The 13,073-nt window shown below is 70.7% G+C and carries 12 protein-coding genes; 1 reads left to right on the top strand and 11 read right to left on the bottom strand.

Features of this window, described 5'->3' with window-relative positions; translation table 11 throughout:
- Window positions 1-105: 105 nt before the first annotated feature.
- The 8 genes from GXW78_RS04350 to GXW78_RS04315 form a co-directional block, all read right to left on the bottom strand.
- The gene (locus tag GXW78_RS04350) at window positions 106-906 is read right to left on the bottom strand and encodes a MetQ/NlpA family ABC transporter substrate-binding protein (protein ID WP_211866369.1); all 801 of its coding nucleotides are present in this window, start codon (window positions 904-906) and stop codon (window positions 106-108) included.
- A 13-nt stretch (window positions 907-919) separates the two neighbouring features.
- A complete protein-coding gene (locus GXW78_RS04345) occupies window positions 920-1,717 on the bottom strand; it encodes a MetQ/NlpA family ABC transporter substrate-binding protein (RefSeq protein WP_211866368.1) in 798 nt (265 codons plus the stop codon).
- 14 nt (window positions 1,718-1,731) lie between these two features.
- Complete coding sequence (locus GXW78_RS04340; RefSeq protein WP_211866366.1) at window positions 1,732-2,394, bottom strand: methionine ABC transporter permease; 663 nt, start codon at window positions 2,392-2,394, stop codon at window positions 1,732-1,734.
- Entirely contained in the window at window positions 2,391-3,437 is a 1,047-nt protein-coding gene (locus GXW78_RS04335; RefSeq protein ID WP_211866364.1) for a methionine ABC transporter ATP-binding protein, read from the bottom strand. Before GXW78_RS04335 ends, GXW78_RS04340 begins: the two co-directional genes overlap by 4 nt.
- Window positions 3,438-3,516: 79 nt before the next feature.
- The gene (locus GXW78_RS04330; protein ID WP_211866363.1) at window positions 3,517-4,617 is read right to left on the bottom strand and encodes an LLM class flavin-dependent oxidoreductase; all 1,101 of its coding nucleotides are present in this window, start codon (window positions 4,615-4,617) and stop codon (window positions 3,517-3,519) included.
- Window positions 4,618-4,629: 12 nt separating this feature from the next.
- Window positions 4,630-5,589: a Bug family tripartite tricarboxylate transporter substrate binding protein gene (locus GXW78_RS04325; protein ID WP_211866362.1), complete on the bottom strand. Its 960-nt coding sequence runs from the start codon at window positions 5,587-5,589 to the stop codon at window positions 4,630-4,632.
- Window positions 5,586-6,713: an acyl-CoA dehydrogenase family protein gene (locus GXW78_RS04320; protein ID WP_338147683.1), complete on the bottom strand. Its 1,128-nt coding sequence runs from the start codon at window positions 6,711-6,713 to the stop codon at window positions 5,586-5,588. The genes GXW78_RS04325 and GXW78_RS04320 overlap by 4 nt, the downstream gene beginning before the upstream one ends.
- 561 nt (window positions 6,714-7,274) lie before the next feature.
- Complete coding sequence (locus GXW78_RS04315; protein WP_211866360.1) at window positions 7,275-7,724, bottom strand: RrF2 family transcriptional regulator; 450 nt, start codon at window positions 7,722-7,724, stop codon at window positions 7,275-7,277.
- 214 nt (window positions 7,725-7,938) lie between these two features.
- On the opposite strand from GXW78_RS04315, the gene cysK reads away from it, so the two are divergent.
- Window positions 7,939-8,904 (top strand): cysteine synthase A, encoded by a 966-nt coding sequence (gene cysK / locus GXW78_RS04310; protein WP_211866359.1) that lies wholly within the window; start codon window positions 7,939-7,941, stop codon window positions 8,902-8,904.
- A 37-nt stretch (window positions 8,905-8,941) separates the two neighbouring features.
- On the opposite strand, the gene GXW78_RS04305 is transcribed toward cysK, so the two are convergent.
- From GXW78_RS04305 to GXW78_RS04295, 3 genes are read right to left on the bottom strand one after another with little or no spacing between them, the layout of a single operon-like run.
- Window positions 8,942-10,108, bottom strand: a complete 1,167-nt coding sequence (locus GXW78_RS04305; RefSeq protein ID WP_211866358.1) for an acyl-CoA dehydrogenase family protein — start codon at window positions 10,106-10,108, stop codon at window positions 8,942-8,944.
- A 20-nt stretch (window positions 10,109-10,128) separates the two neighbouring features.
- On the bottom strand, window positions 10,129-12,219 hold the full coding sequence (locus tag GXW78_RS04300; protein ID WP_211866356.1) for an acetate--CoA ligase family protein: 2,091 nt from the start codon (window positions 12,217-12,219) through the stop codon (window positions 10,129-10,131).
- A 4-nt stretch (window positions 12,220-12,223) separates the two neighbouring features.
- Entirely contained in the window at window positions 12,224-13,006 is a 783-nt protein-coding gene (locus GXW78_RS04295; protein WP_211866354.1) for an enoyl-CoA hydratase/isomerase family protein, read from the bottom strand.
- Between the last annotated feature and the right edge of the window lie 67 nt (window positions 13,007-13,073).

Genomic DNA, 13,073 nt, shown 5'->3' with positions numbered 1-13,073 from the left:
GATTTCCCGCTCCGATGCTGTGGCATCGGAGCGATAGCACGATCGCGGTGCGATCATTCAACAAAAGGGCCGCCACCTCTCGGAAGCGTGAGGCGGCCCCGCGCCTCAGGCGCCGGAGATCACCGCGCCGCCGAAGGTCGCCTCGACGAAGGCGCGGACCTCGGGATGCCCATAGCCGGCGGCGAGCCGCCGCGCCCAGGGCTGCTCCTGGTCCGCGCGGCGGACCACGACGAGCACGGTGTAGACGCTTTGCTCCGTCTCCCGCGCCAGCGCGTCGCGCAGCGGGTTCAGCCCCGCCGGCACTGCGTAGTTCCCGGTGATCGCGCCGGCATCGACATCCTGCAGCGACCGGACGATCGAGGCCGCCTCCAGCTCGAGGATTCGCAAGCGCTTCGGATTCTCGGCGATGTCGGCGACCGTCGCGCGGTGGTCCGCCCCGTCGCGCAGCCTGAACGCACCGTTCTGCGCGAGCAGCAGCAGCGCGCGGCCGCCATTCGTCGGGTCGTTCGGGATGGCGATGCGCCCGCCCTGCGGCAGCGCGGCGAGGGTCGCATGCCGGCGCGAGAAGACGCCCATCAGCGTCAGTACGGTCTTTCCCACCGGCACGAAGTCGTAGCCGCGCTGCACCCGCTGCGCCTCCAGGAACGGCAGGTGCTGATAGGCGTTGGCATCGAGATCCCCGGCGGCGAGCGCGGCATTGGGCTGGATGAAGTCGCCGAACTCGACCGCCCGCGTGACGAAGCGGTCGCGCGCGAGGACCTCGCTCACCTTCTCGAAGACCTGGGCATGGACGCCGTTGGTCACGCCGACGCGCAAGGGGCGCGCCGCCGTGCCGGGCTCGGCACCCTGCGCGAGGGCGAGGCCCGGCAGCAGTGCGGGAATGGCGAGGATCGACCGTCGCAACATGGGGCGCATCTCCTCAGAAGGCCGGAACCACGGCGCCCTGGAAGGTCGCCTGCACGAAATCCTTCACCTCCTGGTTCTGGTAGGCGGCGAGGAGGCGCGGCACCCACGGCGCATTGCGGTCCTGCTCGCGCACCGCGATCAGGTTGGCATAGGGGCTGTCGGCGGCTTCCAGCGCGATGGAATCGCGCACCGGGTTCAGCCCGGCCGGGATCGCGAAATTGGTGTTGATCGCCGCGGCCTCCAGTTCCTCCAGCGCGCGGGGGATCTGCGCGGCTTCCAGCTCGATGACCCGCAGGCGGCGTGGGTTGGCGGTGATGTCGGCGACGGAGGCGGAGAAATCCGCCCCTTCCCGCAGGCTGAAGGCGCCGTTCTTCGCCAGCAGCACCAGCGCGCGCCCGCCATTGGTCGGATCGTTCGGGATGGCGATGCGCCCGCCTGCCGGCACGGCATCCAGAGCACGATGCCGGCGCGAATAGATGCCCATCGGGAAGACGAGGGTCTTGCCCACGCTGACGATGCGCAGCCCCCGGTCGCGCACCTGCTGGTCGAGGAAGGGCTGGTGCTGGTAGCTGTTGGCGTCGAGGTCGCCGGCTGCCAGCGCCGCGTTCGGCTGGATGTAGTCCCGGAACTCGATGACGCGCATGTTCAGGCCGTCGCGCGCCGCGATCTCCTTCACCTTGTCGAGCACCTCGGAATGCGGACCGGCCGTGCCGGCGATACGGATTGGCCGCTGCGCGGAGCCCATCTCCTGCGCCTGCGCGACGGCGGGCGCGGCGAGCGCCGCGAGGGTGAGCAGACGACGGGACAACATGACAGGCAGCTCCATCAGCGATGCGAGGTGCGGCGGACCAGCCAATCCCCGAAGGATTGCAGCCCCTGCACCAGGAAGATGAGGATGAGGACGACGGTTGCCATGACTTCCGGCATGAAGCGCTGGTAGCCGAAGCGGATGCCGAGATCGCCGAGCCCGCCGCCGCCGACCGCGCCCGCCATGGCCGAGAAACCGACCAGCGAGACGAGTGCGACGGTCGTCGCCGCGATCAGGGACGGCAGTGCCTCCGGCACCAAGACCTTCAGCAGGATCTGCAGCCGCGATGCCCCCATGGCGCGCGCCGCCTCGATCACGCCCTTGTCCACTTCGCGCAGCGCGTTCTCGAACAACCGCGCGAGGAAGGCCGTCGCCGCCATGGCCAGCGGCACGATCGCCGCCGTCGTACCGATCGAGGTACCGGCCACCAGCCGGGTGAAGGGAATGATCGCCACCATCAGGATGATGAAGGGCGTCGAGCGCGCCGCATTCACCAGCAGCCCGACCGGACGGTTGATCCAGGGCGCCGGGCGCAGCCCGTCCGGCCCCGTGGCATAGAGCAGCAGCGCGATTGGCAGGCCGATCACGACGGCGATGGCGGCACTGGCGCCGACCATCAGGGCCGTCTGCCACAACGCCTCCAGCAATAGGTCCTGCATGGCGGGGGTCAGCCAGCTCATGGGGCGATCTCCGTGACGTCCAGGCCGAGGCCGCGCATCCAGTCGAGCGCGGCACCGACGCGGCCCGGCGGGCCATAGGCCGCGAGCGCCATCACCCCGAACGGCTCGCCCGCGATCTCGTCCACCCGGCCCGAGATGATGTTGATGTCGATGCCGAAATCGCGGCTCGCTTCGCTGACCACGGCGCGGGTGCTGTTCGGCCCGGCGAAGACCACCTGCACCAGGCGGCGCTCCTGCCCCTCCCCCGGGGCGGGAAGCCGCGCGAGCGTGCCCGCCGGCACCGCATGGCCAATGACCTCCGCGACGAAGCGCCGCGTCGTGGCGTGCGCGGGGCGGGTGAAGACGTCGAAGACGCGCCCCTGCTCGATGATCCGCCCGGCCTCCATGACCGCAACCTGGTCGCAGATCGCCTTCACCACGCCCATCTCATGCGTGATCAGCAGCACCGTCAGGTCCAGCCGGTCGCGCAGCGCCCGTAGCAGGGCCAGGATCTCCTGCGTCGTCTCGGGGTCGAGCGCGCTCGTCGCCTCGTCCGACAGCAGGATGCGCGGCCGCGAGGCCAGCGCGCGCGCAATGCCCACGCGCTGCTTCTGCCCGCCGGAAAGCTGCGCGGGATAGTTGTCCCGCTTCGCCTCGAGCCCGACCAGCGGCAGGATCTCGGCCACGCGCGCCGCGCGCTCTGCCCGCGGCAGGCCGGCGACCTCCAGCGGGAAGGCGACGTTCTCCGCCACCGTCCGGCGCGCATGCAGGTTGAAATGCTGGAACACCATGCCGATGCCGCGCCGGGCCGCCAGCAACGCGCTCTCGCCCAGCGCCAGCATATCCGCGCCCAGCACCTCGACGCGCCCGGCATCCGGCCGCTCCAGCAGATTCACCGACCGGATCAGCGTGGACTTGCCGGCGCCGGACCGGCCGACAATGCCGAAGATGCCGCCCTGGGCGACCTCGAGCGACACATCGTCCAGCGCCACCGTGCCGCCGGCCGCGAAACGCTTGCGCAACCCGGTCAGCCGGATCGCGGGGGGAGTATCCAATTCACGCATGATCGGCGCGATATGTGGAATTATCGCACCCGCGTGAACCCCCCCATCCTGCAGGTCAGCCATCGGCGCGGCGTGGCCGTCAGGCCGCCGCGGCCCTGCGCCGGGCCGCGACGATCGCGCGCGTCGCCGGCAGAAGTTCCCGCCCATAGGCGATGGCGTCCTCCAGCGGATCGAAGCCGCGGATCAGGAAGGTCGTGACGCCGAGCGCGTGATATTCGGCCAGCGCCTCCCCGACCTGCTCCGGCGTGCCGACCAGCGCCGTGGTGTTCGCCCCCGCCCCGACGGCGGCCGCGACCTCGGTCCATAGCCGGCGGTCGCGCACCCTTCCGCCCCTCGCCGCCTCGAGCAGCCGGCGCGAGCCCTCGCTCTCCGGCTTGGGGTTGGCCATGCCGAAGCGGTCGCCTCGCAGCGCGCGAATGCGCTCCAGGATGTCATTCGCCCGCGTCCAGGCCTGTTCCTCGGTCGCGCCCAGCACCGGCCGCACCGACAGGCTGAAGCGGATCGAGGCCGGGTCGCGCCCCGCCCGCGCCGCGCTCGCCCGTACCCGGGCGATGGTCTCGCGCGCCTGCTCCAGCGTCTCCCCCCAGAAGGCGTAGACATCCGCGTGGCGCCCCGCCGCCTCGACCGCGGCGTGAGAGGAGCCGCCGAAAAAGATCGGGATATGCGGCTTCCGGACCGGCTTGATCTCCGAGAAGGCGCCCTTCACCCGGTAATACGCGCCCTCATGGTCGAACGGCGCATCGCTGGTCCAGACGCGGCGCAGCAGCCCGACATACTCGTCGCTGCGCGCATACCGCTGGTCGTGGTCGAGAAAATCCCCGTCCTGCTGCTGCTCGGCCGGGTTGCCGCCTGTGATGATATGGATAGCCGCGCGCCCGCCGGAGAACTGGTCGAAGGTCGCGAACTGCCTGGCCGCGACCGTCGGCGCGATGAAGCCTGGCCGGTGCGCGACCATGAAGCCGATCCGCGTCGTATTTGCAGACGCGTGGCTCGCCACCAGCAGCGCGTCGGGATGACTGGAATGCCAGGCGACGAGGACACGGTCGAAGCCGCCCTCCTCATGTACCCGCGCGAAACGCGCCACGTAAGCCGGGTCGAGCACCGGGCCGGTGGGCGGATGGATCTCCGATTGCGCGCGGTGGGAGATCATGCCGATGAACTCGATGTCGTGGGCGGACATGGCGATTGCTCCTCAGACGATGGACAGGCGGCGCAGCGCTTCGCCGGTCACGGCGTGGTCCGCCGCGACGCGGGCGCCGAGCTGCTCGGGGGTCAGGGCCTCGGGCCGCAGGCCGAAGCGGCGCAGCGTGGCGGCGACCTCTGGGTCCGCCAGGCCCTCGTTGAATGCGGCGTTCAGGCGCTCGACGATGTCCGGCGGCGTACCGGCCGGCGCGAACAGCCCGAACCAACCGCCCGACGGCCAGTTTCGCCCGACGCCCTGCTCCAGCGCCGTCGGTAGCTCGGGGAAGGCATCCCAGCGGTCCTCACCCAGCGAGGCGATGGCGCGCAGCCGCCCGCCCACGACATGCGGCGCCGTGATGGGGTCCAGCATCATGTGGCAATCGCCCGCGACGACGCTGTTCGCCGCCGGCGCACTGCCCGGATAGGGCACGTGGACGGCCTCGAAGCCGCCCTCGTCGGCGAGCAGCGCGCCGCGCAGATGGCCGCCCGACCCGATGCCCGCGGAGGCGTAGTTCAGCTTGCCCGGATGGGCACGGCCATAGGCGATGAGTTCCGCCAGGTTGTTCACCGGCAGGGACGGATGCACCGCCACGATGCTGTAGCTCTCCCCGGCCGAGGCGACCGGCGCGAAGGAGCGCAGCGGGTCGTAGCCCACCGCCGAGAGGTGCGGCGCGATTGTCAGGTTGCCCGCCGAGGCATTCAGCAGCGTCGTCCCGTCCGGCCTGCTTTCCGCGACGAAGCGTGCGCCGACCGCACCGCCGGCACCGGCGCGGTTCTCGACCACCACCGGCACGCCGAGCCGCGCCTGCAACGCCCGCGACATGGTGCGGGAGACGTTGTCGTTCGTGGCCCCCGGCGGGAACGGGCAGACATAGCGAATGGGGCGGGACGGGAAGGCCTCATTGGCCTGGGCGATGGCCGGCAGGGCGAGCACGCCCGTCAGCAGGGCGCGGCGGCGGATGATGGTCACTGCAGTGTCTCCAGGGGCTTGCTGGCAGCGAGCGCGGCACGGCCCCCTGCGGTATGGGCGGCGTCGGCGGTCGGCGCATGGACGCGCGCGCATTGCACGTCGCGCCAATGCCGTTCCAAGGCATGCGCGCGGTCATGCGCGTGGTTGCCGGCGAGCGAGACCGCGAGTTCCACGGCCCGCACCGCATTCTCAGTCTGCGTCACCTTGAGCAGGCCGTTTTCCGCCGCGGCCGGCGGGAAGCCCGCATCCGTGGCGGAAGCGATGGCCTCCGTGATGCGGGCATTGGCCGCGATGGCGCCCTCGATCGCGCCGACCGTCTCGATGACGCGCGGCAGGGTCGCGAGCGGCGCGCCAAGGTTCGACGGCACGCGCGTCTTCACGAAGCGGACGACCCAGTCCCGCGCCGCGCGGGCCACCCCGCTGTAGACGGCCGAGACGAGCAGGGTGTTCCAGGCGGCCTGCACCGGGTCGGGCCGCCCCCATTCGCCGGCGGGCACGAGACCGATACCGTGGTCCAGCGGCACCGCGACCTCGCTGAACACGACGTCGTGGCTGCCCGAACCACGCAGGCCGAGATGGTCCCAGGTTTCGACGATCTCGATGCCGGCGGCATCCGCGGACACCAGGAAGCTGCCGATGCGCGGGGTCTCCTCCTCGGTGCGGGCCAGCACCTCCATCCAGCGCAGCCCCGGCGCGCCGGTCGCGTAGCGCTTGCGTCCACTGATCGACCAATGCCCCGCGCGCAGCCGCGCGACCGTGTCCGGCAGGCCGCCGCGCGTCGGGGAACCGAGTTCCGGTTCGACGCGGAGCGAATTGATCAGCGCACCGTCGGTCACGGCCTCACGCCCCACGCGCTGGCGCAGATGCGCCGGCCAAGCGGGGTTGCGTGCGATGGCGGCCTGGCGCGTGAGCTGCATCGCCAGCACCAGCGCCGTCGCCGGGCAGGCGCTGCCGACCTGCTGTACGGCCTCCGCCGCCAGGACCAGACCAGCCCCGCCGCCACCGAGCGCCGTCGGCACGGTCAGGGCGAGGACGCCGGCGTCGCGCAGGCGGGCCAGGCTGTCGACGGGAAAGCTACCGTCCCGGTCATGCCCGGCCGCGGCAGTCGCAATGGCCTGAAGCACGGGGCTGAGGGCAGCAGCCGCCGGCTGCACGGCATCGTCCGCGCGCCGCGGGGCGGCAGTCCGGCCAATGGGGCGCAGGACAGCATCGTGCGGCCGGCCGGCCTGGCGGGTGCCAGGCTCGGGGTTCGCAGGGGTCATCGGTTGAAGCCCTTCGGAATGTGAGGTGTCGCGTGGCCGCTAAGGCATCGGCGGGGTGGCGATGGCGGCCGGATCAGGATGCCGGCCGGAGCAGGACGGCTCCGGTCAGCCGGCGCGCCGACAGCCGCCGCGACAGCGCCCCATCCCCGCGGGCGGGGCCGCGGCGGAAAGCCTCATCATCCGGAGCGATGCGCTGCGCGTGTCCATGGACGAATAACAAGCGATTCACGAGCGTGAAGTCAACCAATAAACGATTTCGATTAGTTTTTTATGAACAAAGCTATCCGCGCGCCAATGATGACCCTCATCGGCCTCTGGCGTGCCACATTCATGCTGCCGGCGAGGCTCCGGCCGCCCTCCGCCGTCGGCGCCCGCGATTTATCCGAATGCCGCTCGTGATTCCGTGGCGCGTGCCGCGCCGGTTCAGATGGCGAAGTTCAGCGGCTCGACCGCGGCGCGGCGCAGGCCGGCGGCCTGTGCTCGCTTCAACAGATCCTCGATGGTGACGCCGGCGAGTCGGTTCCGCAGCTCGGCATCCATCTCCCGCCACAGCGGCATCACCACCGCCGCCTGCAGCCGGCCGGTCAGTTCGGCTGAGGGTTCGGCATCCTCCCGCACGCAGGCCACAATGTCCGACAGGCGCAATTCGCGCGGACGCCGGCCGAGCCGATAGCCCCCGCGCGGCCCGCGCACGCTGTCGAGCAGCCCGGCGCGGGAAAGCGCCTGGAACACGGGCTCGACGCCCCGGCGGGCGGCGCCCATGCGCTCGGCGACGTCGGCGCCGCTAACCAGTTCCCCGGTCCGCCCCGCATGGAAAGCGATGTCGAGCATGATGGCGACGGCCGTCAGCGCGCGATCCCGGCGCAGCAGCATGGCGAATCCCTCCCGAAGTGTTCTCGCGTTTTATTTACGCCACCGAAGCGTGAATTGCGAGGGGCGCCGGGCGCCGCGCGAAGGAAAATTCCACGAAGTGGCTTGGCGACAGTGATCGTTCCCCCCTGAACGGCGCGGCGCAGCCGTGATACGTCCCTTCCCCATGGCCAAAGGAAACGTCCCACCAAGCCGCGCCCGGCGGACCACCGCAGCCATGGAGGCGACGCCAACCGCCGCCCCGCGCGGCCGCCTCTATGGCAGCATCCTCGAAACGGTGGGCGGCACGCCGCTCGTGCTGCTGCCGCGGCTGGCCGCAGCCGAGGGACTGGCGGCGCGCGTCGCCCTGAAGCTCGAATTCTTCAACCCGCTGGGCTCGGTGAAGGACCGCATCGGCCTCGCGATGGTCGAGGCCGCGGAACGGGGCGGTCTGATCGCGCCCGACCGCTCCGTGCTGGTGGAACCCACCTCCGGCAACACCGGCATCGCCCTCGCCTTCGCCGCCGCGGCCAAGGGCTACCGCCTGATCGTCGTGATGCCGGACGGCGCGAGCATCGAACGCCGCCGAATGATGCGGCTGATGGGCGCGGAGCTGGAGTTGACGCCCGCGAAGCGTGGCATGGCCGGCGCCATAGCCCGCGCCGAGGCGATCCTCGCCTCCACTCCCGGCGCCTGGATGCCGCGGCAATTCGACAACCCGGCGAACCCCGACATCCACGCTGCGACCACGGCCGAGGAGATCTGGGCCGACACCGGCGGCGAGGTCGATGCGGTCGTCGGCGGCATCGGCACCGGCGGCACGCTGACCGGCATCGCCCGGCTACTGAAGCCGCGCCGCAACGGTTTGCGCGTGATCGGCGTGGAACCCGCCGAATCCGCCGTGCTGTCGGGTGAAGAGCCCGGTCCGCACGACATCCAGGGCATCGGCGCTGGCTTCAAGCCGGCCGTGCTGGAACTGGACCTGCTCGACGCCGTCATGCGTGTCGGCGAGCAGGATGCCATCGACATGGCGCGCCGCTGCGCGCGGGAGGAAGGACTGCCGATCGGCATCTCCTCCGGCGCTGCCCTCGCCGCCGCGCTCGTCGTGGCGCGCGAGAGGCCGATGGAGGGGCGCCTCGTCGTCGCCATCGCCCCCTCCTTCGCGGAACGCTACCTCTCGACGCGCCTTTTCGCCGGGCTCTGACCGGCGTCCCCGACCGGTCTGCGGAAGCCGGCCGGCGTCAGAACGCCGAACCGCGCCGCAGCACGCGCTTCGCGATCGCCATGCGATGCACCTCGGTCGGGCCTTCGTAGATGCGCATCAGCCGCGCCTGCTGCGCGAACAGCTGCAGCGGCATTTCCTTCGTCATGCCCATGGCGCCGAAGGTCTGCATGGCCTGGTCCAGCACGTCGCGCGCCATCTCGGTCGAGAAGACCTTGATCATCGACGCCTCGTCCTTGACGTCCTCGCCGCGATCCATCTTCTCAGCGGCGGACAGCACCATCAGCCGCGTCGCATGGATCTTGATGGCGGCATCCGCGATCCACCACTGGATGGCCTGGCGCTCGGCGAGCGGCACGCCGAAGGTCACGCGCTGCTTCGCCTGCTCGGTCATCATCTCGATGGCGCGGCGGCACATCCCGACGCAGCGAGCGCCCATCTGCAGGCGGCGCACGTTCAGCCGCAGCTGCATCGGCTCATAGCCCTGCCCGAGCGCGCCCAGCACCTGGCTTTCCGGCACGCGGCATTCGTCGAAGACCAGCTCATAGGTCAGCCGGCCGCCGATCATCTTGATCTCGCGCTCGATGATGAAGCCCGGCGTGTCCTTCTCGACGATGAAGGCGGTCATGCCCTCGGCGCGCTTGCCCTCGCCGGTGCGCGCCATGACGATGATGAAGTCCGCGGCCGGCACGCGGCTGACCCAGATCTTGCGGCCGTTGATGACCCAGTCGGTGCCGTCCTTGCGCGCCCGGGTGATCATGCCCGCCGGGTCGCCGCCGGCGCCGGGCTCGGAGATCGCGATGCCCGACTTCGCCGTGCCGTCGGCATAGGGCTGGAGATACCGCTCGCGCTGATACTCGTTCACCACCGACAGCATCATGTGCAGGTTCGGGCTGTCGGGCGGGAACTCGAAGGGCGTGATGGTGCGGGAGACTTCCTCCTCCACCAGCATGCGCGTGACGTTGTCGAGGTTCGCGCCGCCCATCTCCTCCGGCACGTCCAGGCCCCAAAGGCCGAGTTCCTTGCACTTCGCCATGACCGCGGATTCCTCCGCCTCGGTCATCGCCCATTTCTGGCCCGATGCCTCGCGCGCCAGCACGGCCGGCTCCAGCGGGATCAGCTCGCGTTCCACGAATTTGGCGACGAGGTCCTGCAGCATGCGGGCCTCTTCGGTGATGATCGTCATCGCTACGCGTCCTGTCGTGGTCAGCCGAGGGCGATGAGACCGTCGACCGCGACGGCCCCCTGCCCTTCGGCACGGATGATGAGGGGGTTGATCTCGGCTTCCTGCACGGCCGCGCCATCGAGGCAGGCGAGCAGCGAGATCGAACGGATGGCGCGCGCCAGCGCCGCGACATCGCCACGCGGCAGGTTGCGGAACCCCTGGATCAGCTTCAGCTCCGGCAGCGCCGCGATCATCTCCATCGCGGTCGCCTCGGTCACGGGCGCCAGCCGCACGCAGTAGCTGCGCTTCAGCTCCGCCAGCACGCCACCCATGCCGAGCATCACCACCGGCCCGACCTCGGGATCGCGCCGATAACCGAGGATGACTTCCGCGAGGCCGCGATGCATCGGCGCGACCAGCACGCCCTTCACCTCGGCCTTCGGGAAGTTCTCCGCCGCGATCTTCAGCAGCTCGGCAACGGTCGCACCGATCGCGGCATCGCCCTCGACATTCAACCGCACCAGCCCGGCATCGGTCTTGTGGAGGATGTCGGGCGACAGCAGCTTCACCGCGACCGGCCCGGTGAAGCCCGCCGCTTCGGCCGGGGTCGCCACGATGCGGCTGCCGGGGCCTTCGATGCCGAGTGCTTCGAACACCCCGCAGGCCTGCGCCTCATCGAGCCGCGGCGCGCCGACGGCGTAGAGCTTCTCCGCCGCGCCGCGCCAGGCGGCAGCCGGCACGTTCTCCACCGGCTTCGGCGCGCGCCAGTTCAGGAAGGTGTGCAGCGCATCCGCACAGGTCTCCGGCGTGCGGAAAGCCGCGATGCCGGCCTCGTCGCAGATGCGGATCGCCTCATCCGCCTGGGGTGCGGCAAACACGGCGATCGGCTTCGACCCGTCATAGACGTCGAGCACGTTATCGTTCACCTGCGTCGGCCGCAGGCGGGCCGTGGAACCCAGCACCGCGACCACCGCGTCGCAATGGTCAGATGCGACAAGCTCCTTCAGCACCGTCGTGTACTGGCCCTTGCCACCGCCCATCGGCAGGTCGATGAGCGGGGAGTCGCTCACCTCGACGCCCTGGGCCGCCAGTCGCGCCCGCATCTCCGGCGTCGGTCCGACCACGCCATCCCCGCGCAGCCCGACACCATCCACCACCATCGCGGCCCCGCCGCCCGTGCCGGTCAGCACCGCGACGCGATTGCCCTTGGGCGGCGTGCGCCCCAGCACCAGTCGCGGCAGTTCCACCAGCGCTTCCAGGGTCTCGACACGCAGGATGCCGTTCTCCCGGAAGAAGGTCGCGGCGAGTTCATCCGCGCCCACCATCGCGCCGGTATGCGACACGGCGATCTGCCGCCCGACATCCGACCGGCCGAGCTTGTAGACGATGATGGGCTTGCCCAGCGCATGGGCGCGCCGCGCCGCCGCCGCCAGCTTCGGCGCATCGCGCAGCGTTTCGAGGAACATCAGCACGCAACGCGTCGCCGCGTCCTCGACCATCAGCTCGGCCATCTCGCCGGCGCCGATGTCGCTCTCATTGCCGACGCTGACCAGCTTCGCGAAGGTGAAGTTGCGGGCCATGGCGCGCGACAGCAGCGCGCCCATGATCGACCCGCTCTGCGACACCACCGAGAGCCAGCCCGGCTTCAGCGCCTCGGCCTCGACCGCCGCGTTGTTGGTGATCGGCACGCCATCGGTGACGTTGACCAGACCGAGGCAGTTCGGCCCGATCAGCCGCAGCCCGCCTTCGCGTGCCATCGCGACGATGCGGTCCTGCGCCGCGCGCCCCTCGGCGCCCAGCTCCGCGAAGCCTGCGCTGTACAGCGTCGCGACCTTCACGCCCTTCTCGACACAGCCGGCGATCGCGTCCGGCACCGCGGCCGCGGGCACCATGATGAAGGCATGGTCGACCGGCCCGGGGGCCGCGCGGATATCGGGATACGCCGTATCCCCCATGATCTCCGCCGCCTTCGGGTTGATCGGCAGGATGCGGCCGCCATAGCCGTTCTTCTTCAGCACGCGCTGGGCGCGCGCATTGTTCTTCGTCTGGTCGGCGGTCGCGCCGATCAGCGCGATGGCGCGCGGGCGGAAGATCGCATCGGCCAGCACCGCGCGGTCGGAGATCGCGTTCATCCCCTCAGCGGCCCTTGAAGTTCGGCTCGCGGCGCTCGCTCATCGCGGCGCGCCCCTCGGCGAAATCCTCCATCTGGCGCTGCCAGCTCTGCTGGTGGAACTCGCGCTCCGTCGCGCGCTCGAACTCCACCGCCATGTCGCGGCGCATCGACGCCCGCATGCTTTGCACCGCGGCCGGCGAGGACACCGCCACCTCCTTCGCGAGCGCCTGCGCCGCGGGCAGGACCTCCGCCTGCGGCACCAGCATGTCGGCCAGGCCGATGCGTTCCGCCTCCGTCCCATCGATGCGGCGACCGGTGTAGAACATCAGCGCGGCCTTCTGTTCCCCGATCAGCCGCGGCAACGTGTAGGACAGCCCGAAGCCGGCATGGAAACCGAGCCGGGCGAAATTCGCCGAATACCGCGCCTCCGCACAGGTCACGCGGAAATCGCCCACCACCGCCAGGCCGAGCCCCGCCCCGATCGCCGCCCCCTGCACCGCCGCGACGATGGGCTTCCGCGTGCGGAACAGCCGCGTCGCCTCGACATACAGGATGCGCCCGGGCTTGCCCTCCGGCGAGGCCAGCCCGCCCGAATCACCCTTCGAGAAATCTGCCCCCGCGCAGAAGTGCTTGCCCGCGCCGGTCAGCACGATGGCGCGGCAGCCCTCATCCTCATCCAGCGCCTCCAGCCGTTCGGCGAGGCGGACGATCAGGTCCCGGTTGATGTGGTTGTTGGGCGGCCGGTTGATCGACAGCGTGACGACGAACCCGTCCTGCGCTTCGAGAAGGGTGTCGGGCTCGGTCATGCTCTCGTTTCCTCGTGTCGCCGCCAGCTTGCGTTCAGATGGCCGCGGTCATAATCTTGTCCGCACA

This window comes from Neoroseomonas terrae (assembly GCF_018129025.1).
Classification (GTDB): domain Bacteria; phylum Pseudomonadota; class Alphaproteobacteria; order Acetobacterales; family Acetobacteraceae; genus Neoroseomonas; species Neoroseomonas terrae.
Note: the sequence above shows the minus strand (reverse complement) of the source record. Positions and strands in the feature narration are given on the sequence as shown.